The sequence below is a fragment of the Vibrio sp. Hal054 genome (genome assembly GCF_037162405.1).
In the GTDB taxonomy this organism is placed as follows: domain Bacteria; phylum Pseudomonadota; class Gammaproteobacteria; order Enterobacterales; family Vibrionaceae; genus Vibrio; species Vibrio diazotrophicus.
The window spans coordinates 3033087-3056145 of sequence record NZ_JARLUT010000001.1; the positions used below are offsets into that span (position 1 = coordinate 3033087).

The window sequence follows — 23059 nt, forward strand, 5'->3', positions numbered from 1 at the left end:
TGTCCTGCCATCAAATTCCATTACAACACTCACGCCAAATTTCAACTAACTATTGTAGACCTCACTAACAGTTTTCACTTTTTTATCCTTTAGTCTCATATACAAATCAAAAGGCACATTGTTACATTAATGTTAACAACACAATTCATTATTCAGTTTGCTAGCCCGAATTGCCGTATTACAAGGAGTGGCTTTATGATTTTTGTCTCTTTACGCCGAATCAGCATCCGTGCTCGCTTATATCTGCTTAGTGGAATGATCACTCTGTTCCTTCTGTTTCCGCTTATGGTAATGGTGCAGGATTATCAAAGTGACCTAATAAAAGCTAAACAAACACAAACTCGCCATTTGGTTGAAAACACCCACTCTCTACTCAACCACTTCTATCAACTCCAGACTCAAGGAGCCTTGAGCGAACAACAAGCTCAAGACCAAGCCAAACAAGCCGTAGCCCAGTTGCGTTATGGAGAAGAGGACTACTTCTGGATGAATGATCTGACTCCGACAATGATCATGCACCCATTTAAACCTCAACTTGATGGAAAAAACCTTTCTGCGGTGAAAGATCCACAAGGCAAAGCCTTATTTATCGAAATGGCGAACATTGCCCGTGAGCAGGGCGAAGGAACGGTTTATTACATGTGGCCTAAACCAGGTTCAGACACTGATGTTGAAAAAGTCTCTTACGTTAAATTGTTTGAGCCGTGGGGCTGGATTGTCGGTTCAGGGGTTTATATTGATGATGTAAACGCTTTGGTTTGGCAACGTCTGCAAAGTGTATTTACTGGCTTAGCTATCGTACTGGTAGCTATGTTGACTCTTGCGTATTTGATCGGTCTAAGTATTACCAAACCATGTGTTGCGACATTGCAGGCGATGGAAGATATCGCTAAAGGTGAAGGAGATCTTACCAAACAACTTGATGCATCAGGCAAAGACGAACTTTCGCGTATCGCTCAAGCATTCAACCAGTTTACTCATAAACTTCGCCATATAGTGCTGGATATTGTTCCGGTGACTGATGGAGTGACCGATTCAGCACTTGAGCTGACTCATGTCGCTCAAAATGCGGCGGGTAAGGCAATGGAACAACAGCAATCGGTGGATACCGTTGCTTCTGCCATGAACCAACTTCACTCCAGCAATCAGGAAGTGGCTAATGCGGCACAAAATGCAGCGATTGCAGCTCAAACCGCCAATGAGAAGAGCCAGCAAGGGCGTGATGTCATTAATCAAGTATCCGTTTATATGGATTCGCTATCAGAAAGACTTACCGCTACCGACAGCAACACCCAGGCCTTAGCTAAGGAAATTCAGCAAGTAAGCGCAGTACTAGAAGTCATTTACGGCGTAGCAGAACAAACTAACCTGTTGGCTCTCAACGCAGCCATTGAAGCAGCACGAGCAGGCGAGCAAGGGAGAGGTTTTGCGGTGGTTGCTGATGAAGTGCGTTCACTGGCAACTCGCACCCAGAGCAGCACCCAACAAATAGAGCAGATCATTGCAGGGTTACAAGAGCGAGCACATCAGGTGAGCGCGTCAATGGACGAGACTCAGCTACAATCGAAAGGCACTCAGGAGCAAGCAGAGAAAGCTCAACAAGCATTGGATGATATTGATCAGCAGATTCGCCAAATCCTGCAATTGAATGAACATATAGCCGAAGCCAGTGCCCAGCAATCTTTAGCAACAGATGAAATCAGCCGTAACCTTACCCTGATAGCCGATCACAGTGCTCAAGCAGCCATTCAGGCAGAACAAGTCACGGCAGCAAGCGAGCAGCTACAAGAAAACGGACAGCGTCTAACTCACAGCTTTTCGGTATTTAAGGTTTAAAGGGGAAGTGGGCAAATGCCCACTTTTTTCTTCCTCACATCAAGCTTTTACTTATTAACACATCTATATCTTATTTTCTGACTACAATATCAGCGGCTCAATCCACTCCCACTTCCCTACTAGAAATAACTTACTTTATTTACCTCTTCGTTACTTTTTTCTCTTGAAAAACCTGTTTTTAGAGTTTATTTTCCCCATGCCAAACGATTGCGCGAGATCTTTTGTAATAAATTGGTTAGAATACGCGCCATCCGAAATCTGGAAGACTATTGATACAGATATAGGGTCTTTACCAAAACTGACCAAGCTGTAATGAATCATCATTGCCCATGAACAGTTTTGGCAAACACCTTTCGTATCAACTCCATGAATTAAAGGAAAATGGAAGCATGAGTAACGCTCGTCCAATTCGCCGCGCACTGATCAGTGTTTCAGATAAAACTGGTATCGTTGAGTTCGCCCAAGCGCTAGCACAGCGCGGTGTCGATATCCTATCTACTGGCGGTACCGCTCGCCTGCTTGCTGAAAAAGGCATCGCTGTAACTGAAGTTTCAGACTACACCGGTTTTCCGGAAATGATGGACGGGCGAGTAAAAACGCTACACCCGAAAGTTCATGGTGGCGTATTAGGTCGTCGCGGCCAAGATGATGAAATCATGGCTACTCATGGCATCAACCCTATCGATATGGTCGTTGTTAACCTTTACCCATTCGCTGAAACAGTCGCGAAAGAAGGTTGTACGCTGGAAGATGCTGTTGAAAACATCGATATCGGTGGTCCAACAATGGTTCGTTCTGCAGCGAAAAACCATAAAGATGTGACTATCGTAGTTAACGCTTCAGATTACGACCGCGTTATTGCTGAAATGGATGCGAACGAAAAATCTCTGACACTTGCTACTCGTTTTGACCTAGCTATCGCAGCATTCGAGCACACAGCGGCATACGACGGCATGATCGCGAACTACTTCGGCACTATGGTTCCATCTTACGGTGAGAATAAAGAGGGTGACGATGAGTCTAAATTCCCTCGCACATTCAACATGCAGTTCGAGAAGAAACAAGACATGCGCTACGGTGAAAACAGCCACCAAGCAGCGGCTTTCTATGTTGAAGCGAATCCGCAAGAAGCGTCTGTTTCTACAGCTAAGCAAATTCAAGGTAAAGCGCTTTCTTACAACAACATCGCAGATACAGATGCTGCGCTAGAGTGTGTTAAAGAGTTCGCTGAACCCGCTTGTGTGATCGTAAAACACGCCAACCCATGTGGTGTAGCGCTAGGTAAAGATATTCTAGAAGCCTACAACCGCGCTTACCAAACTGACCCAACGTCAGCATTCGGCGGCATCATCGCACTCAACCAAGAGCTAGACGCAACAACAGCTTCAGCTATCGTTGAACGTCAATTCGTTGAAGTGATCATCGCGCCAAAAGTTTCTGCTGAAGCGATTGAAGTTATCGCAGCGAAGAAAAACGTTCGTCTACTTGAGTGTGGTGAATGGTCAACGAAAACAACTGGCTTTGATGTTAAACGCGTTAACGGCGGCCTTCTTGTTCAAGATCGCGACCAAGGTATGGTTTCACTTGATGACCTGAAAGTGGTTTCTAAGCGTCAACCAACAGAAGAAGAGCTAAAAGATGCCCTATTCTGCTGGAAAGTCGCAAAATACGTGAAATCAAACGCAATTGTTTACGCAAAAGGCGATATGACAATTGGTGTCGGCGCAGGCCAAATGAGCCGCGTATACTCAGCTAAAATTGCCGGCATCAAAGCAGCAGACGAAGGTCTTGAAGTTGCGGGTAGCGTAATGGCTTCTGACGCATTCTTCCCATTCCGCGATGGTATCGACGCAGCCGCAGAAGCTGGCATTAAGTGCGTAATTCAACCGGGTGGCTCAATGCGCGATGACGAAGTAATTGCAGCAGCAGACGAACACGGCATGGCGATGATCTTTACGGGTATGCGCCATTTCCGCCACTAATTTTTACTCTTCATATTTGGCGTTGTAGCGGCATTAACGGCTTTCTCCCTCCCCAGTCACATAGATATCTATGCTTCTGGGGAAGTGCTCAATTGTCGCCTAGCTACATCACCAACTATTTTGAGTAAACATTTTTGATATTTTTGCATTTTAAATATCTGATATTTTGAAATGCGTTAGAGCAAACCAATAGCTTTAGTTCAAGGAAAAAAGTGCGCAGTTTATAAGCATAAATGAGCTCTTTTGACACAGAAATAATGGCATTGGCGCAGCTATAAGGATTTTAAAGAATGAATGTATTAATTATTGGTTCCGGCGGCCGTGAACATGCGCTTGGTTGGAAAGTTGCCCAAAACCCGAACGTTAAAAACATCTTTATCGCACCGGGTAATGCAGGTACAGCTCTTGAACCTAAACTGCAAAATGTGGCGATTCAGGTAGAAGATGTTACTGGTTTAGTGGCATTCGCACAAGAAAACGCCATTGACTTAACGATTGTTGGCCCAGAAGCGCCACTCGTTATCGGTGTGGTTGATGCTTTCCGTGCAGCAGGCTTACCAATTTTTGGCCCAACCCAAGCCGCGGCTCAATTAGAAGGTTCAAAAGCGTTCACTAAGGATTTTCTAGCTCGTCACAACATTCCAACGGCGGCATATGCAAACTTCACGGAAATTGAGCCAGCATTGGCTTACGTTCGTGAACAAGGTGCGCCTATCGTTGTTAAAGCAGATGGCCTTGCAGCTGGTAAAGGCGTTATCGTTGCGATGACGCTGGAAGAAGCAGAAGATGCGATTAAAGACATGCTCGCTGGCAATGCATTCGGTGATGCTGGCAGCCGTGTTGTTGTGGAAGAGTTCCTTGATGGTGAAGAAGCAAGCTTCATCGTAATGGTTGATGGCGTTAATGTGTTACCTATGGCCACCAGCCAAGACCATAAGCGTGTAGGCGACAAAGATACAGGTCCTAACACTGGTGGTATGGGTGCTTATTCTCCAGCTCCAGTGGTTACTCAAGAAATTCATGACCGTATCATGCAGGAAGTAATTTACCCAACAGTACGCGGCATGGCTGCAGAAGGTAATCCATACACAGGTTTCTTGTATGCTGGCCTTATGATTGACAAAGCGGGTACACCTAAAGTTATCGAATACAACTGCCGCTTCGGCGATCCAGAAACTCAACCTATCATGATGCGTATGCAATCAGACCTAGTTGAACTTTGTCTGGCCGCTATTGATGGCAAGTTAGACCAAATGGAATCTAAGTGGGATCCACGCGCTTCTATCGGTATTGTACTTGCTGCGGGTGGATACCCTGGCGATTACAACAAAGGTGATGTGATTTCTGGCTTACCAACAGTTGAAGTTGAAGGTCAAAAAGTTTTCCACGCTGGTACAACTGACAAAGACGGCAATGTTGTGACTAACGGTGGTCGCGTTCTATGCGCAACGGCACTGGGCAATACAGTATCTGAAGCACAGCAACGCGCTTATGAGTTAACTAAACAAATTCAGTGGGACGGTGTGTTCTACCGTAATGACATCGGCTACCGTGCTATCGCGCGCGAGCAACAAGCTGATAAGTAATAGCTAAAGCAATTAAGATTAAGGCGCTGTGGAAACTCAGCGTCTTTTTTATTGGTTGGAAACTCAAAAAACGTTATTCAGTTATCAACTGAGGCCTTTCGATACAGTCGTGATCGTCATCTGCAAGAATGAGCAATTCATCGATATAAACGGTGTTATTGCGGATTTTCCCTAGAAAACCAATGTAGTTATCCAGCGTAGACAAACGGCTCATAACGAAATTCGGAAGAGTATGGTTAAACTCAACCTTGTTGTAATCGGGCCCGTTGCAACGTTCAAATGTTGAACCATCCCAATACCCCTGAATAAGCTCAAGACCTTGTTTATTTTGGTCTTTAGTCATTTTGGTAATGGCTTTTGCTTCTAAAACGTAGCGTTCTAATTGCCCTTCGTTGAGAGGTAAAATTTTCTTGTTCACTCGGTACTGCTGATATACCGCTTCGCCATCCTTATTAAAACGGACATGTGCAGTATAAGGTACCAAGTCACCATCTTTGAGTTGCTCACCTTTACGAACCACTTCACGCACACTTCCTTCATCCCAACGGTAAGAGGTTTCATACCAGCCATAGGTTTCAGAGGTAACATGATCAGAAGCAGATAAAGCTTGAGATGCACTTTCGGTGTACCAGTAATAACTGGTTGCATCTCCGGTACGTTGACCACCAGAAAACTGACTCATTTGAGCGAAGTTAGATGTGTCGACGGAAGAAGAACATCCCGCAATAAGAGTGGCAGCGATAACAGAGGAAAGAATTTTTTTCATAGAAAAGAACGCCGAGATAAGACTACCTCGGCGTAGTATAGATTACTTAACAGAATCTTTCAGTGCTTTACCTGCTACGAATGCAGGTACATTAGCTGCAGCGATTTGAATCTCAGCACCAGTTTTTGGGTTACGGCCAGTGCGAGCTGCACGATGATTTACTTTGAATGTACCAAAACCAATTAGTTGAACTTGGTCACCATCTTTTAGTGCACCTTCAACTGCGCCTAGAGTCGCTTCAAGAGCAGCTTTAGCTTGAGCTTTAGATAGGTCTGCTTTTTCTGCGATAAAGTCGATTAATTGGGTCTTGTTCATTAGTTTTCCCTTCTGATAGGTTATCGAATTCGCTTCACTCTAAAGCATAAGTGCCCCAGCTGGCAAAGGTTTGTCACGCAAGATCTGCTTATCTGACGTAGTTTTAACCATATTCTGAGCATTAACTCACAATTTGCTAAATCAATTGGCTGCATATCCCCTTGCTTTACCGCAAAAAAGCCTTATTAAATAAGCATCAATGTGTTGAAACATCTGAAATATTAGGGTGTATTTCGCTCTCTTACCTAAGGAGTACTCATGTTTCTACTCACGATTTACGTCTTGATTGCGATTGGCGTGTCGTTTATTTGTTCGATTCTTGAAGCCGTGATACTCAGTATTACACCAAGTTATTTGGCACAGTTACGTCAACAAAATCATCCTTGCGCACAAAAACTGGAACGCCTAAAAGCCGATATTGACCAACCTCTGGCCTCAATTTTGACGCTAAACACCATTGCGCATACAGCAGGGGCTGCGGGAGCGGGCGCTCAAGCATCTGTCGTATTTGGCAGTCAGTGGCTGGGGTTATTTTCTGCCATATTAACGCTGGGTATCCTTTTTCTTTCAGAAATAGTGCCTAAAACTATTGGTGCAACTTACTGGCGACAACTTGCTCCGTTTACCGCAAAGATCCTGAACTGGATGGTATTGTTGCTTTTGCCTTTCGTTTGGATGTCTAAAAAGATCACTCATGTGCTTACTCGCAACCGAACAACGCCCAAAGTTCGTGATGAGTTGTCAGCGATGGCTCAGCTCGCCAATGAGAGTGGCGAGTTTACTTCTGGTGAATCCAAAATTCTCTACAACTTATTGAACATTCAAAACGTGCCGGCAATTCAGGCAATGACACCGAGAAGAGTGCTTTTTAGAGTTGATGCCACAATGACCATCAATGAGTTTTTGTCCCAACACAAAAACACACCGTTTTCCCGACCACTGATCTATAGCGAGAACAAAGACAACATCCTTGGTTTTGTGCACCGATTAGAGCTGTTTAGATTGCAACAAAAAGGAAAAGGGGAAAAGCAAATAGGCAGTGTTATGCGGCCATTGCATGTTCTGCTGAACACTATCTCTTTACCCAAGGCTTTTGAGCAAATGATCGAAAACCGTTCACAACTGGCGATGTTGGTTGACGAATATGGAACTGTTCAAGGTCTGTTAACGTTGGAGGATATTTTTGAGAATTTGATTGGTGAAGAGATTATTGATGAAGCTGACCGTACAACCAACATGCAAAAATTAGCGGTTGAACGCTGGGAGCGCTGGAAACAAGCACACCGTGTGATTGAAAGTCGCGACAATGACGAGTAACTGAGTGAGATTGCCCTTAGCGCAACTCACTCAGGGCAATATAAAAAAGAATGGTTACTTAACCCGCAAGAGATGATGCGTCTGTTGGTCAAAGTGAAAAATACGAACCTGAGATCGTTGCATATCCTCGACCTGTTCTAGCATCACGGGAGTGTAATTACGACGCTTCATCCACTGTAAAGGTTCTTGAAAACTATCTTCGTTGATAACAAAGGATTCATCTTTCAATCTCGATTCCGATATTCGAATCACCCAGATACGCGAATGAAAATCTAACGCTCGAACAACCTTGCTACTTACTGCACTTTTCAACTGCACTATTTTTTTAGATAGAAACATAGCTCGTTAAACCTAAACAGAGTTAGAGAGTCACACCAATATTGCTCACGCCTTCATCACGAAGTTCTTGGCGTAAATCTTTAATTAGATTGATATCACGACCTTCAGCTTCACGCAGCGGACGATAAATTGCCCACTGAACGTCCCATTCAGCATAAACGGCTTCGTTCTGCTTTTGGTTTTCGTTAGTGATCTCTTCACCCGTTTGAGCTTCTTCCAATTGAGCGACAGTGGTTACCGATATCTGGCTGACTTCTAACATGTTTTCAAACAGGTAGTCACGGTCTAGCAGGCCGTGTAGCAAGGTAGACAAAGCCACACAAGCATCGATAGCAGGATAAACAGCATACATATCGAAATCTTCAGAATTCGGGATAATCTCTTCTAATTTCTCTAATTGATGCTCAAAGTTTACTTTGGCCGTTTTGACTGTGAGCTGCTCCCACACGCTGTCTAAAATATCGCGATATACACGGGCATGAGCAAATTCAGTATTTTCACAAAACATGGCATAGTTAGGGTACATACGCTCACACAAGCAAGCCATGAAGGTAATTTGTTGCCAAGGCTCGAACTTTTCTAGACGAACCTGTACAGGATTTTGGAGCATAAGCACTCAACCGTTGAGGAAAATAGACAGCGGAAGTGTACTGGATAACCAACGGGGAAAAAAGCCGCTCTTATGAACAATTTCACTCACAAGCTTTATATTTTGACAGAACAAAACGACGTTTATCGAGAAAACGTTGAATCATTGATGCTTGAAGACTTAGTCATCACAGAACAAAGAGAAGAAGCGTCGATACTTTTGGCTGCGCCTCCCATGGCTGCGAAATGCCTTGATGATTTCCCAAAGCTAGAATGGCTGCAATCCGCTTATGCAGGTGTGGATGCTTTAACCGCACTTCATCTTCGAAAAGACTATGAGCTGACCAATGTGAAGGGCATCTTCGGCCAGCAAATATCCGAATATGTTTTAGGTTACACAATTAGCCATTTCCGTCACTTTGCAACGTATGAGAAGAAGCAAGCTCAACATCAATGGCAGCAACACTTATATCAATCCCTTGATACCAAGGTGATGCTCATACTCGGCACTGGTTCTATCAGTTCTCACCTCTCTTCAGCAGCCGCGGCACTAGGTATCAAGGTGATAGGCGTGAATACGACGGGGATTCCTGCAAAATCGGGAAGATTTCATGATACTTACCATATCAATGAACTCGAAAACGCCATGAAATGCGCTGATATCGTCGTTAACACCTTGCCAAATACCGCAGAAACTAAAGGGTTGTTAAACGCTAAAACATTGGGTTACTGCTCAAACGCTCTGCTGTTTAATGTTGGACGCGGTGCTATTTTGATTGAAGAAGATTTGATTCCTGCTATCGAACATGGGCATATCACACACGCCTTTCTTGATGTCTTCATCAATGAGCCACTAATACCAGAACACCCTTTCTGGCAACATAGTAGTATCACTATCACACCACACATAGCAGCCTTGAGTTTTCCACATCAGGTGGTTGAAATTTTTGCTCACAACTATCGTTTATGGAGAGAGCGCTTGTGGCGAGATGGCTTCCAACTAGAAAATCGAATTGATTTTGATAAAGGCTACTGATGTTAGATCTTCTACTTAGGGAAATCAGAACTTGTGATGTATGTGCTCACTCACTTCCCTTAGGTGCAAACCCGGTTATTCAGGCTAGCAAAGAGGCTAAGTTGCTCATCATCGGGCAAGCTCCGGGAGTAAAAGTACACGAGACTTCTATTCCTTGGAATGACCCCAGTGGCAATCGACTACGAAGCTGGCTGGATATCGATAAAGAGACATTCTATAACCCAGAGAAAATTGCCATCATGCCAATGGGATTATGCTATCCCGGCAAAGGTAACAGTGGCGATTTACCGCCAAGAAAAGAATGTGCCCCACTCTGGCATCAAAGAGTGCTAGTCGAATTACCGAATATAGAAATGACCTTACTGATCGGTCAGTACGCGCAAAATTACTATCTAAAAGATAAACCCGTAACTCTCACAGAAACCGTACAGCAATGGCAAAAGTGGGCACCGAGGTTTATACCACTTCCGCACCCTTCACCTCGGAACACTCTTTGGTTAAAGAAAAACCCTTGGTTTGAAGAAGAGGTTGTGGAATACATCCGCAAGCACGTTCATTCTTGTATTTAGTCGGTAAGCTTACTCAACGACCTCGTACCCTTTGGAACGCAGGATATTGGCAAAAGCTTGTTTAGATTCGAGTTCTCCGTGAATGAGATGAATCTGCTTAGGTTTGTTTGGTATTCCTTCAACAAACTTGAGTAAGTCATCACTATCTGCATGAGCAGAATAGCCAGACATAGTATGAATGTGAGCGTTAACTGACACTTCCTCTTCATCAATCCAAACTGTTTTGTTTCCCTGTTGGATACACTTACCTAGCGTCCCCTCAGCCTGGAACCCCGCAAATATCACATCGGTTCTCTCATCAGGCAAAAGAGCTTTGAGGTAATCCATAATTCTCCCGCCTTCGCACATGCCAGAGGCAGCTACGACAATCGCCGGTTCCCCTGTTGAAACAAGACGATTCACAAGTTCTTGATGCGCTTGATGGTCGCCAACCGTAATACACTGTTCAAACGCGAGTGGATGACGATGCATTTTCAGGCGTTGTTTAGCTTCTTCTCCCCAAAGACTTCTAAATTTTTGATAAGACAAGGTGACCTTTTGCGCCATGGGTGAATCAAGAATGATAGGTAGTTTAGAATCGAGTTGATGCTCATGAATCAATTGCTCGATATCGAATAACAACTCTTGAGTTCGCCCGACACTAAATGCGGGGATCAGGATTGTGCCTCCATCAGACAAAGAGCGATCGATGATCTCTTTTAGTTTCTGAGAACGGTGCTCTACCCCTTCATGTTTGGCATCACCGTAAGTCGTTTCAATTACCAGATAGTCTGCTTTTTTAGGAGAAACCGGATCTGGCAATAACGGCGTATTGCATGGCCCTAAATCGCCAGAAAACACCACAATTTCCTGATTCGGCAATTCCACTTCTAAATACGCAGAGCCTAAGATATGACCAGCTGGATTAAATCGGCATCGGAAAGTATCGACATCAATCCAGCGATAATAATCTACCGGATGAAGAAGACGAATGATCGCTTCAATGATCGGCTTGCGAGCTTCAAACGTCAGTCCCTGCTGAATTTTAAGCCCATCATCAAGCATCAAAGGCACTAACTCAGCCGTCGCTTTGGTGCAATAAATGGGTTTATTAAACTCTTGAGTGATGAGCCAAGGCAAGCGTCCGATATGGTCAATATGAGCGTGAGTAAGCACTAACGCTTTCACGTTATCTAAAGGAAATGGTTCGGTAAGTTGCTGCGCATCCGCGCCTTGAAACATACCACAATCAATCAAAATCGAGCGGTCTCCAAACACGAGTTCGTGACAAGAACCTGTAACTGTGTGTTTACCGCCGTGGTGGATGAGTTGCATTGCCAGCACTCCCTATCTTTGTCTTTAATTTCAGAGTAATACTCAAGACAAAATTAGGAAGATTAAGATTGTGATCTTGCGGAGGAAGTCGAGTTAAACTCGATCTCCAGCTCCTTTACCTGTCGCTGTTTGGATTAAATAAGTGAAATAGTTCTTCAATGACATAGTTTGAATCATCTTCTCATCCCATTCAGCCAACTTCTCAGGTGTAGACATATCAATTTCATTAACCTGAGCTAAACCTGTGACACCGGGAAGAACCTGAAAAACACCTCTAGCTTCTCTGGCATCGATAAGCTCTTTTTGATTAAAAAGACATGGTCTAGGACCAACCAAGCTCATTTCACCTTTAACCACATTAATTAATTGAGGAAGCTCGTCCAACTTGGTTTTGCGTAAAAAGCTGCCTAGTTTCGTCACAGAGCTAGCACCAACTAAGTGCGTAGCAACCGACTGAGTATTTACCGGCATTGTACGAAATTTAATAAGTGTAAAAGGCTTCTGATTTCTGCCTACTCTCTCTTGTCTAAATATTGGAGAGCCAGTATCAAAATAACCAAGAACGCAAATAACCAATAAAATTGGCCAAAGAAACAATAAACCAAAAAAAGAAAACAAAAAGTCAAAAATACGGATCAAAATTTAAACCCCAAACGGCAAATAATCTGGTATCGATAGATTCTTAAACAGTTTCATATTGTATTGCTTTTTAAATAAGCATCCACCGTTTTCTGAATTCCATACTCAAATGAATAAGGTGGCTTCCACCCTAGTGTTTCTTCGGTATGTGATATATCAACTTGCAGGTTTCCGCATATTTTTTGAGATATTTGAGGTTTTCCAATCAATCGAGCTGCAAAATTTATCCATGACATTGGAATTGGTAACATTCGATTTGGTCTACCCATCGCTTTCGAGACGCTATCAAGAAGCTGAGAAGTCGACACATCATAACCATCAGAGACTAAAAATGTTTGGCCTTTAGCATTCGGATGCGTACAGCAAGTCGAGATCAGATCAACTAAGTTATCCAAGAAAACCAAACTTCTTTGATTACGAATAGCACCTAAAGGCAGAGGTAAGCCTTTTTCCACCCAACGCATCATAGAATAAAAATTGGCTTTAACTTCCGGACCATAGACTAGCGGTGGACGAATAACTACCACTTCAAGCCCTGTCTCTTTTGCGATGTCCCACAGCCCTTTTTCTGCTTCATACTTACTAAGTCCATAAGGATCAGTAGGAACTTGATTTGATTGGCTAACAAAAGGAGCATCCGAAGGTGTAAATTCACCATTTACTTTTATCGAGCTGATAAAAACAAGGCGTTTAACACCGTTCTTTGCGGCTTGACGCGCCAAATTTAGTGTTCCGAAGGTATTTACACCTCGGTAAGCATCAATTGGTGATTCTATATTTTCTTTCATTTGATGCACGCGTGCCGCACAATGAACGACACAATCAACACCTTGAAGAGCCTCTCTCCAGTCTGTGTCTTCTGATATTTCACTTTTGAAAATAGAAATATCGTCAATGCTCTTACTACGCGATTGACCTATAACAGCCCAGCCTTTAATGACGGCCATTTGGACAATCGAATGACCGACTAACCCTGATGCTCCAGTTACTAATAGTTTCAAAGTGATTCCCACGAAAGTTTAAAGTGAAAACGTGACAAAGAGTCATTGGTATGTGCAAAGTCTATCACACTGAACGCTAGCTTATCGTACTCAAGAGTTTTACAATCTGGGCGATATAAAATAATAGACTCCACATAACAACTCATCTGTTGGCGAATAATTATAAGGCAAGCTGTAGCGCAATGTTCACACCTATTCGAATTCTACTTAACGCACAACGACATAATAAACGTATTATCACTCTGATTTACGATATTTTAGCGATATTTGCCTCGCTACTTGCTGCGCATGCCTTAAGGCTGGATACACTGACTTTTGATATAGGTTCTCGAGAGTTACTCAGCATGATAACGACTGCTGTAGTGACTATTGTGTGCTTTGTGAAACTGGGAATGTACCGAGCGGTGTTGCGTTACATGATGTTACCAGCCATAGGCTATATCTTTCTATCTGTACTGATATCAGCGATTACGCTAGCTCTTAGTGGATTTTTCTTTCAAGCATTTATTCCTCGCAGCGTTCCTTTTATTTACGCAGGATTGGCAACATTAACTCTTGGAGGTCCAAGACTTTTCATCCGAACCGTATACTACCATTACTACAAAAGACAAAAACCTAATGTTCTAATCTATGGAGCGGGCTCTACTGGACGAGACTTGGCCTACTCTCTAATCCAAGGGGGTGAATATCATCCGGTAGCAATTTTGGATGACGACACCAGTAAAGTTGGCCAGATCATGTTTGGTATTCGAGTGCATCACTCTAGCGAGTTTGCGAATATTCAGTCTCTCTACCAACCCGTCAAACTCTTGCTTGCCATCAACAATATCAACAAGGGAAAGCGCCTGCGTTTGGTTGAGAAGCTTTCTAGCTGGCCAATCGAAGTACAATCGGTTCCTTCGGTGGAAGACATTGCAACAGGTAAGGCACAGGCAACTGACGTACAGGATCTCGATGTGGCAGATCTATTAGGAAGAGCACCCGTTGACCCAGATAAAGAATTGTTAAGAAAAAACATCATTGGCAAAAGTGTTCTAGTAACAGGTGCCGGTGGCTCTATTGGGTCTGAGCTTTGTCGTCAGATATTGGCACAAAAACCAAAAACCTTGGTTCTTTTTGAACTGAACGAATATAACCTCTATAAAATTGATCAAGAACTAAAAAGTATTAAAGCGAACATCAAAGGTGAGACAGAGATAATTACCGCCCTCGGTTCAGTGCAAAACGAAAACCGACTGTTTAATATTATGACAACTTACCAAGTAGAGACGGTATACCATGCAGCAGCTTATAAACATGTTCCCATTGTTGAAGATAATATTGTTGAAGGTGTTCGCAATAACGTATTCGGCACGCTCTGTTGTGCTAGAGCAGCAATACGAGCTGATGTCGCTAACTTCACGCTTATTTCCACTGATAAAGCTGTACGTCCGACAAATATAATGGGAACCACCAAGCGCATGGCTGAGTTGGTGTTACAGGCTTTAGCTGATACTGACACCAAGACATTATTTACCATGGTAAGATTTGGTAATGTATTAGGCTCTTCCGGATCAGTTGTCCCGCTGTTTAAAAAACAAATTCGATGTGGTGGCCCGGTAACTGTTACACACCCAGAAATCATTCGTTACTTTATGCTTATTCCAGAAGCCGCCCAGCTAGTAATTCAAGCAGGCGCGATGGGCCGTAATGGGCAAGTTTTTGTTCTGGATATGGGCGAGCCTGTCAAAATCGTCGATCTAGCCAAACGAATGATTCACCTCATGGGAATGAAAGAATTCTACGATGGCAACAGCGATGATGGCGATATCGAAATAAAGTTCACTGGATTGAGGCCAGGCGAAAAACTGTACGAAGAGTTGTTGATAGGTGACAATGTCGAGGGTACAAGCCATCAAAAAATCATGACGGCTTCTGAGGACAAACTTAGTTGGGAAGAAATGGAAATACTTTTAAAAGAGCTAGATACGTGTTGCCATAGTTTTGATGTCGAATGCATTAAGCGCTTATTAATTGAAGCACCGACGGGTTATACGCCTAAAAGTGCTTGATAAACATTAAGAGTTTTTTCAAACACAATTTCTTGGGAAAACTCTTGTTCTACTTTCTTCCGGCCATTTTTGCCAAATTTGACTAGCTTGTTGCTATCTACAATTAAAGCCTCTAGATAATTAGCTAAAGACTCAGGATTATTAGGAGTGACTAAATATCCATTGTAATCGTGGCTGACAATTTCACGACAACCAGCAACATCTGTAGTGACAATCGCCCTCTGACATGATGCGGCTTCAATTAATATTCTTGGTACACCTTCACCATAAGTTGTAGGCAAACATATAATGTCATTCTGGCTAATCAATTTGGGCATATCTTTCACATTACCAAGCCAATTAATGTCACCATTATTCGCCCAAGCTTCGATTTGACTCAGAGGTATCGCGGATGAAACATCATTATCAATAATCCCAGCGACATTGAGTGAGAAATGACAGCCCCGCTCTTTTAACAGTCTCTGTGCATCAACCAAACAGCTTAGCCCTTTGTCTTGCAAAAGACGAGCAGCAAAAAGTATCGAACCATTATTTGGCGGTGATGACGGTCTAAAACGGTTTAAGTCGATCCCTGCCCCCTTGATGACCGTCCCATTACAGTACTTAAGAATACCAAGTGATTTGAATAACTCACTATCTTCGCTATTTTCAAATACAAAATGAGATTGTGGTGTCGATATCATCTTATATAACACAGTGATCAAACGCTTTAATATAATAAACTTATAGGCAGATGAACTGAACACAGCTCCAAGTCCCGTAATACTATAAATAATCGGTTTATACAAAAAAAGTCGATTCAATAATCCAGCATAAATGTTGGGCTTAATAGTAATACTGTGAATCAAATCTGGATTAATATCTTTAAGCAATTTCCCAAGCTGATTAAAGCTCATGAATTCGTTGAAAAAATTAATACTTTTCCGTTTCACATTTAGGTGGTAACACTGATACCCCTTGTCTAATAATACATTTTGAATATCTTTATCGCTAAAATTACTAACAATATGAATGGAATAACCTAAAGATTTAAAATACTCTGCACGTTCAACCCAATGTAAATTAAAGTACCAATCTACATTGATAACAAAAGCAACCACTTTACTCATATTTACCTTTACGCCCAATTATCCCGTGAAAGATACCTTTAATTATATATTTAAAGTGTTGTATTCTTGGCTTTAAAAAGCAACAGAAGATTATGGCTTGTGCGCTAGATTTAAAAAACGTATATCTTTTCCAAGCTAAAGATATATATGGACGACGTAAGAGAATATAAAAATTTCTATAATAATAATAATGGCGTAAAGGATTATGTGTTGTAAAATTACGACTCAATATACTTAAAGGAGCATCTCCGACTTTGTGATACATCATCTCTCCTAGTGCAACTATACAAACTAAATCTTTACTTTTAGCTCTATAACACCACTCTATATCAACACAATCAATAAATAGTTCTGAATCCATCAAGCCAACAACATTAAGTGCAGAGACAGAAATAAGGCAACCTGAAGCTATAATAAAATCAGATTGAGTGAAATCGTCACTATCACTTACTGGACGTAATTTTACCAACTTCCTATCTTTTGTTAAAGAAATAACACTTTTTTCTTTAGTGTCAACATCTATATGAACAGGCCCTACTGCTGCTATACTTAAACCACTCAACTCAGCTTTATTTCTAGCATTTAATAGATTTCCTACGAACCCCTCTGAAATAGCACTATCTTGATCAAATAATATTAAATTTTCGAAACCTAAATCAACAACGTTCTTAATACCCACATTCTGAGCATTAGCTATACCGGTATTACTTACCAGAGGTATCCAAGAAATATTTCCGCTATCATTTTTTTTAAATTAGATGACCCATTATCAACAACAAAAACTCTATCAACTTGCATTGATAAACTAGCCAACAATTGGTTAAGTACGACTTCATCGGGGTTATAAGTAACAACAATTGCAGCAATTGACTCGCCTAAATTATCCATTTTCAATACCACTAAAAATTAGCTGACAAGAAAACATCCACCTAAAAAGGTGGATAATAAAAAAGCCAACTATCTAAATTCCCATCTCTTTCTTAAAATGAATTCGCAATTGAACTAAAACTGGATTATGTTCTAATTGCAAACAATAATTACGTATAGCATCTGAACCATATATACTTCTTAGTTTCTGACCAGCTTTTTCCATATGAATAAGGCGTTCCTCGTCCTCAATACTCTTCGATTTGGCATGGAAAACAAATGTGTTTGTAGCGATGGCCAATTCATATCCAGCATTATACGCCCTTAAACAATAATCGTTTTCTTCTCCGTAATAGCGCTCAAAGTTAACATCGTCGAAATAGCCAATCTTTCTTATAACTTCTGCTTTGATACAAATACAAAAGCCATGAATCAATGGAACCGATGGATAACCTTTAACTTTAAAACTTTCCGCTATTTCATTCATCCGATTGGGTGTTAAATTTGATGGTAGATTATTAATTGCTGTTTGTCCTTTTGTACCTTTAATATCAGGCACAGATTGTGAACTTGCAGCATTAGAAATAGGGCCAACTATTCCTATCTCATTACTTGAATATGCCAAAGTAGCCAACTTCACATCCCAATTTGGAGTAACTATAGCATCACTATTTAGCAATATTTTAAAATCTGACACTGATGATGACAGTCCTAAATTTGCTGACTTGGTGTACCCTAAATTATCTACATTTTCTATTAAATTGACTTTATGTAATTTTGAAAACTCTCGCAAATAGTTTGTGGTTTCTTCATCAGAGTTATCATTTACAATAGTAACTTCAGATACATTTCCTGAATATTCAAACACAGAATTCAAACATTTGGTAACATCTTCCAAGGCATTATAAACACATATAATTACGCCAATACTAACATTGTGGGGCAATGTGGTACCAAGGTTTCTATACTGAGTTTGCTCGTAATTAAAATTTGGTTTGCAGTACTTACTTAACGCTTTGAGAGATTTAGGAGCAGTAAGATATCTAGATTTTTTATGCTCAAAAATTTCAAAACCTTCAGAGTTTCTCACAGAATAACCAGTATCAAATGAGATCGTTACAATGTACCTCGCTCTGCTGAAGTGCGAAGGTGACCGAAAGTTGATCCCTCCTTGAGCCAACCTTCAGTTCATGCCACCAAATACGATAAAAATCATGAACCTTTTCATATTTGGGTTTTACTAAATATAAGTTAGTTTCATACATTCCGTAATTTCGAGGAAAGCCCTTCTTCTTATATCGCTCGATTTGATTTCTAATTTTATCAACCGAATCTTTCCCACGCTCAATACAAGCTTCTGCTTCATCATAAAGACAGTTACGTAACGGGTGACGAACAAGAGACAATTCAAAATTTGATCTATCGAACTCTTCTACTTTGTTTCCCAAACGATAATCAAATCTAACATTTCCATCACACCACACCACTACATCGTAATTAGGGAATAATGTATGCAAATGAGTTTTAACAAAGCGAGCAACTCGAGTTGGATCACTATCATAATATGGGGCGCTACATAGCTTCCATAAACCAAACGTTTCTCGTCCTATATCTGAAAAGCAATAGTAGTCAAATCTTTCGTCTATAGATTTAGGCAACATTAATGCATCATAATCACCATACACAGCGGTGACTACTGCAAAACGCCGCTTAGATTCTGAATTACGATGTGCTTCTAATCGTGCTATTTCATCAGAATCAAAACTCCAAAATTCTTTCGACAGTTTTCGTCTTAATATTGACTGAATTTGATCTACACACTTAAATAATATATTTTTACCTTTAACATAGACTCTCTTTGAATAAGGCACCCTCCCAATAGTAGCAGCTATTTTTTCCACACCACGAACATAAAACCTATTTAACCTTAATTGTTGCTCACTAATCACTTGATGATGACGATATATTTCTTTATTTTTATTCCGTATAAGCAAATTTAGTTCTCTGATTTTTTTGCATCATTTCAATTCGCTTTGAATTCATTGACAGATTAATATTGTCAATACCTTTAAATATAAATTCTTCATCCTCTCTTGTTTTATCAGCAAGCAATCCTCTTATTTTAATCCAGTGTTGAGATAGCAAACGCGAAGCATTTCTTGTTACCTCTCTTGATAATTCAATACGTTGTGAATAATTGAATAAATCTATTTTATCATAAACAGAATCCCAACTATTAAAATATACTTGTGTATTTGAGAATAGCTTTTGAATACCGTCAAATTTAATTTTATCCTCAGCAACACATATAGCCATATTTCCATATGAGCTGCTAATAATGAATCCATGCATTGATGAACCAAAGTAGGCAATAGAATGAGCTAATATAGCTATGCATTTTTTTAAACTATCAGGTTTATCTACAACAATGGAGTCTATAGTTAAGCCCTCCGCTATATTTCTAATAAGATGTTCATCATTGTGACAATTGCCTAATGCCAATAAAATGGGGGTAACATCAAACTGAATACATATAGACTCAACATAGCGACAAATAGAAGATAAACTGTTCTTTGTCAAGTATCGGTCGTTAAAATGAAACGTTGCATATTTTCTCTGTTGCTCTCCCTAATAACTTCTAAGAATAATGATTTGAGTTCTTCTTTTTTAAAGATTTCAGAAATTTGCCAAGCACTGTCAGGAACAATTGAAACATTAATATCGTGATTTACTACACGTAATAAATCAGCGCTTTCATCATCTCTAACCGAAATATAGTTTGTTCGCTCCAATACATCACTTATACTATTTACGAAACCACCATCAAGTGATTCAGAAACTCCCGGACAATTCCAAATAATAGGGACTGAATTATCCAAATTATTCAATGTTGGCGTAAACCAAATATTAGGATATGCAACATGCTCAACCGTACAATTAACGTAGTTATTTAGGTAAGAGGAAGATAATCGAATTATATTACCACCACCGATTATCACACCAGACAATGGTTCTAAAACATTATCGGATACCGCTGTTGCTTGTAAGGCATCAGTAAAACTAGTCTTCATCGAAGTAGGAGAGAAAGGAATCACCTCTACCCCCTCTAATTTACTACTAACAATTAAAGGAAATAATAAATCACCAAAGTTATCTACATCGAAAGTTCCAAAAAGACCTACTTTCATTTCTCCACCTATCATTATTTAATTTTCTAATCTCTGTATTTTTCTTTTTTATTTTAATGCCTGATTTTTTCGCTACCCAAGAAATATCTTCCGTGATATACAATTTTGCCTTCGCCCTAAACCCATTTATTATGTTAATAAATATCTTAGCTTCCACTTCAAAATCATGAGCTTTTATTCCAGAAGGGGTTAAATTACTCCAGTAATGATGCTTAGTATTTTGTAAGAACATAGTAAAACCAGTAACTGATATAACTGATGGTTTAAGCACTCTGGATAATAGTTGTATACCATATGTGCCCGTACTCAAAGATTCATAGTGTTTATTATCTTCTACAGCAATAATATCTGGACTATAGGAGTATATAACTGAATTATTGTTCAGCCAATATTCAAATTCATGGTGAGACCCTCGACGAGTCTGTGAAAATAAAGCAATCACCAGCATATGTTCATCATATTCAAGCCTGTTACCACGTTCTTCAATATACGGATTGGTAACCAATATTGACGTTTTATTACCTACATCAGCTACCAATGCTTTGGGAGGTAAGTTGTTAAAGCGCACTACTATATCATGGCTGTCTATCCACTCTCCCAGCATTTCTCCTTTCAATGAAGGGGCATTACCAACAAAAATAACACTTCTTCGTTCGTCAAAGCGAGAAATTAGGTCGAATGGCGTTAATATAGTCATAAAAAGCAGTCTCAAACTCTTTGATGTAATCATTTTTTAACAGCAGATTTTTCTTCTTATTGTTAGCGCCGTTATCTAACATTGATTTTAGTGACTCATAATTATAAGCAACACCTATTGTAGGTTCCAAGAGTTCTAAAGTTCCCTCAATTTTCAATGTATTCGACGGGAGAGGTATTAAAGTCACACCAGATTCTAAGACAAAAAGGTTTAAATGATGGCGCCCAGAAACAACCATATCAAATTGTTTTAGGTAAGAAGGGACATCATCTAATATAAGATTTTTAGATTCAATAATATCAACACCTAATTCTGCGCATACTTTAGCCGCAACTTTAAACTCATTCCCATCTCCCATAGAGAGATAATATGGAGTATAGCCTGAACCTTGAACTATATTTAAAGTATTTTTAATTGATATCTCGTTAGCTAACACACCCAAACTAACTAAACAATTTTTCATTTTAGGATTTATAAGCCCTGTGTTGATCACAAATTTATGCGATTCACTGATACTGATTTTAGCAATATCGGTAGATAAAGTACATTTTAACCCCAATGACTGAAGATAACTTTGACTATATTTTTCTCTCACATGTATAAAATCAACATTATTCAGAGAACTTTTCAAAACATCTTCAGACATATCACTAATAGTTGCATTCAGGACTATAACTTTTTTCCCAATTTCAGTATAATTCTTTATTTGCGCTAATATTGCTAAAGCTCTCTTAGAATTATGATGAATACTACCCTCAGCATTAACAATGATAAGATCATAATTGTCAGACTTTAATAAATAACTGTCATTATCTTTTTGTTCAACTCTAATCGACTCCCACTCATCATAATTTAATGCCGAAGAAATCGATTTGTACTTAGGATAATCATTAGTTCGATCTATCCAATCTGAACTTGGTGAGGCAATATTACTATAATATTCTTGTCCATATCCTACGTAAGAACTTTCAACAATATCGATTTTATTAGATATTAATTTTTCTATAGCCGCCCTTACCGCTCTACAGCCTATATTTTCAGTCAACCCAGTATCATTAATCAAAAGAGCACGAAGGTTACGCGTAATAGACTCATCATATTTAGTTTTAATTTTACTCTCTACATCAATTTTGTGCCTATATAGTTCAAGTATATTTTCCATATCCCCCATAGAAACAATTTTTCCATGTTCAAATAAAATCGCTTTATTGCATATTTGTCTCAATACTTTATTTGAATGTGATGCTAACACAAGAATATTTGATGAAGAAACAAATTCTTCCAACATGTTTTTTGCTTTGTTAATAAAATTCGCATCACCAGTACCAATCATTTCGTCAAGTAATAATATGTCAGCATCTACGCTTGTTGAAACAGCAAACGCCAAACGTGCCAACATACCCGAAGAATATGTTTTTATCGGCATATGAAGAAAATCGCCCAACCCTGAACATTCTACTATTCGGGGCTTTTTCTCTCGAATCTCCTTACGGGATAGCCCTAAATAAAGCCCTCTCAACTCAATGTTTTCATATCCAGTTAACTCGTTGTCCATACCAAACTTCAAGTTGAATAGAGGGGCTACCTTCCCACTAACCTCAACATCGCCGCTGCTGGCTTGATAGATACCAGCCATAACTTTTAGAAGTGTGGATTTCCCTGCGCCATTATGTCCTACAAGAGCAACCCTATCTCCTCTATTAATTTCAATATTGATATTATCAAGTGCTCGCAAATATGTTTTACCAGACTCAGTGATAATATTACCGCCAACTTGAGATTCATTGTCTTTCTTAACAAAATCCTTATTATTAACAGGATAATCTAAAACAAGTTTTTTTAATTTAATATGAGCCATA

At 40.2% G+C, this 23059-nt stretch carries 22 protein-coding genes and 1 pseudogene; 8 read left to right on the forward strand and 15 right to left on the reverse strand.

The genetic code is table 11. From position 1 onward, the window contains the following. The first annotated feature begins 195 nt into the window (after positions 1–195). The 4 genes and pseudogenes from P4S58_RS14145 (at position 196) to purD (ending at position 5404) form a co-directional block, all read left to right on the forward strand. Complete coding sequence (locus P4S58_RS14145) at positions 196–1836, forward strand: methyl-accepting chemotaxis protein (RefSeq protein ID WP_337164318.1); 1641 nt, start codon at positions 196–198, stop codon at positions 1834–1836. Positions 1837–1974: 138 nt separating this feature from the next. Continuing rightward, positions 1975–2109 (forward strand): annotated as a pseudogene (locus P4S58_RS14150) (phosphoribosylamine--glycine ligase); the annotation flags it as partial. 116 nt (positions 2110–2225) lie between these two features. Continuing rightward, positions 2226–3818, forward strand: coding sequence for a bifunctional phosphoribosylaminoimidazolecarboxamide formyltransferase/IMP cyclohydrolase (gene purH / locus P4S58_RS14155; protein WP_337164319.1), 1593 nt, complete (start codon positions 2226–2228; stop codon positions 3816–3818). A gap of 290 nt (positions 3819–4108) precedes the next feature. Beyond that, positions 4109–5404 carry a phosphoribosylamine--glycine ligase gene (gene purD / locus P4S58_RS14160; RefSeq protein ID WP_337164320.1) on the forward strand — a complete coding sequence of 432 codons (1296 nt, stop codon included), beginning with the start codon at positions 4109–4111 and terminating at the stop codon, positions 5402–5404. 73 nt (positions 5405–5477) lie between these two features. Here purD and P4S58_RS14165 read toward each other — a convergent pair whose 3' ends face one another. Next, positions 5478–6170, reverse strand: a complete 693-nt coding sequence (locus P4S58_RS14165) for a DUF1481 domain-containing protein (protein ID WP_102955101.1) — start codon at positions 6168–6170, stop codon at positions 5478–5480. Between the two features lie 42 nt (positions 6171–6212). Further along, the gene (gene hupA / locus P4S58_RS14170; RefSeq protein WP_102941587.1) at positions 6213–6485 is read right to left on the reverse strand and encodes a nucleoid-associated protein HU-alpha; all 273 of its coding nucleotides are present in this window, start codon (positions 6483–6485) and stop codon (positions 6213–6215) included. A 258-nt stretch (positions 6486–6743) separates the two neighbouring features. On the opposite strand from hupA, the gene P4S58_RS14175 reads away from it, so the two are divergent. Further along, complete coding sequence (locus P4S58_RS14175) at positions 6744–7802, forward strand: CNNM domain-containing protein (RefSeq protein WP_102966394.1); 1059 nt, start codon at positions 6744–6746, stop codon at positions 7800–7802. A 361-nt stretch (positions 7803–8163) separates the two neighbouring features. Here P4S58_RS14175 and P4S58_RS14180 read toward each other — a convergent pair whose 3' ends face one another. Beyond that, positions 8164–8751, reverse strand: a complete 588-nt coding sequence (locus P4S58_RS14180) for a YjaG family protein (protein ID WP_337164324.1) — start codon at positions 8749–8751, stop codon at positions 8164–8166. Between the two features lie 72 nt (positions 8752–8823). Here P4S58_RS14180 and P4S58_RS14185 point away from each other — a divergent pair, with 72 nt between their 5' ends. Beyond that, on the forward strand, positions 8824–9765 hold the full coding sequence (locus P4S58_RS14185) for a D-2-hydroxyacid dehydrogenase (protein WP_337164326.1): 942 nt from the start codon (positions 8824–8826) through the stop codon (positions 9763–9765). Further along, the gene (locus P4S58_RS14190; RefSeq protein ID WP_337164577.1) at positions 9762–10334 is read left to right on the forward strand and encodes a uracil-DNA glycosylase family protein; all 573 of its coding nucleotides are present in this window, start codon (positions 9762–9764) and stop codon (positions 10332–10334) included. Before P4S58_RS14185 ends, P4S58_RS14190 begins: the two co-directional genes overlap by 4 nt. A gap of 9 nt (positions 10335–10343) precedes the next feature. On the opposite strand, the gene P4S58_RS14195 is transcribed toward P4S58_RS14190, so the two are convergent. The 3 genes from P4S58_RS14195 to P4S58_RS14205 form a co-directional block, all read right to left on the reverse strand. Further along, entirely contained in the window at positions 10344–11648 is a 1305-nt protein-coding gene (locus P4S58_RS14195; protein WP_269350927.1) for an MBL fold metallo-hydrolase RNA specificity domain-containing protein, read from the reverse strand. A gap of 93 nt (positions 11649–11741) precedes the next feature. Further along, a complete protein-coding gene (locus tag P4S58_RS14200; protein WP_269350938.1) occupies positions 11742–12290 on the reverse strand; it encodes a sugar transferase in 549 nt (182 codons plus the stop codon). A 50-nt stretch (positions 12291–12340) separates the two neighbouring features. Then, on the reverse strand, positions 12341–13288 hold the full coding sequence (locus P4S58_RS14205) for a UDP-glucose 4-epimerase family protein (RefSeq protein ID WP_269350929.1): 948 nt from the start codon (positions 13286–13288) through the stop codon (positions 12341–12343). A 182-nt stretch (positions 13289–13470) separates the two neighbouring features. On the opposite strand from P4S58_RS14205, the gene P4S58_RS14210 reads away from it, so the two are divergent. Next, complete coding sequence (locus P4S58_RS14210; protein ID WP_337164328.1) at positions 13471–15339, forward strand: polysaccharide biosynthesis protein; 1869 nt, start codon at positions 13471–13473, stop codon at positions 15337–15339. On the opposite strand, the gene P4S58_RS14215 is transcribed toward P4S58_RS14210, so the two are convergent. The 9 genes from P4S58_RS14215 to P4S58_RS14255 form a co-directional block, all read right to left on the reverse strand. Next, entirely contained in the window at positions 15318–16448 is a 1131-nt protein-coding gene (locus P4S58_RS14215; RefSeq protein ID WP_238097019.1) for a glycosyltransferase family 4 protein, read from the reverse strand. The genes P4S58_RS14210 and P4S58_RS14215 overlap by 22 nt on opposite strands. Next, a complete protein-coding gene (locus P4S58_RS14220) occupies positions 16441–17127 on the reverse strand; it encodes a glycosyltransferase family 2 protein (RefSeq protein ID WP_337164331.1) in 687 nt (228 codons plus the stop codon). Before P4S58_RS14220 ends, P4S58_RS14215 begins: the two co-directional genes overlap by 8 nt. Positions 17128–17156: 29 nt before the next feature. After that, on the reverse strand, positions 17157–17336 hold the full coding sequence (locus tag P4S58_RS14225) for a hypothetical protein (RefSeq protein WP_337164332.1): 180 nt from the start codon (positions 17334–17336) through the stop codon (positions 17157–17159). A gap of 73 nt (positions 17337–17409) precedes the next feature. Further along, positions 17410–18405, reverse strand: coding sequence for a glycosyltransferase family 2 protein (locus P4S58_RS14230; RefSeq protein ID WP_337164333.1), 996 nt, complete (start codon positions 18403–18405; stop codon positions 17410–17412). 13 nt (positions 18406–18418) lie between these two features. Beyond that, on the reverse strand, positions 18419–19309 hold the full coding sequence (locus P4S58_RS14235) for a glycosyltransferase domain-containing protein (protein WP_337164334.1): 891 nt from the start codon (positions 19307–19309) through the stop codon (positions 18419–18421). After that, positions 19293–19895, reverse strand: a complete 603-nt coding sequence (locus P4S58_RS14240) for a hypothetical protein (protein WP_337164335.1) — start codon at positions 19893–19895, stop codon at positions 19293–19295. Before P4S58_RS14240 ends, P4S58_RS14235 begins: the two co-directional genes overlap by 17 nt. Further along, positions 19892–20503, reverse strand: a complete 612-nt coding sequence (locus P4S58_RS14245; RefSeq protein WP_337164337.1) for a polysaccharide pyruvyl transferase family protein — start codon at positions 20501–20503, stop codon at positions 19892–19894. The genes P4S58_RS14240 and P4S58_RS14245 overlap by 4 nt, the downstream gene beginning before the upstream one ends. Beyond that, positions 20466–21200 (reverse strand): glycosyltransferase family 29 protein, encoded by a 735-nt coding sequence (locus tag P4S58_RS14250; RefSeq protein WP_238097022.1) that lies wholly within the window; start codon positions 21198–21200, stop codon positions 20466–20468. The genes P4S58_RS14245 and P4S58_RS14250 overlap by 38 nt, the downstream gene beginning before the upstream one ends. Then, positions 21160–23058, reverse strand: coding sequence for an ATP-binding cassette domain-containing protein (locus P4S58_RS14255; protein WP_238097023.1), 1899 nt, complete (start codon positions 23056–23058; stop codon positions 21160–21162). The genes P4S58_RS14250 and P4S58_RS14255 overlap by 41 nt, the downstream gene beginning before the upstream one ends. Position 23059: the final 1 nt, after the last annotated feature.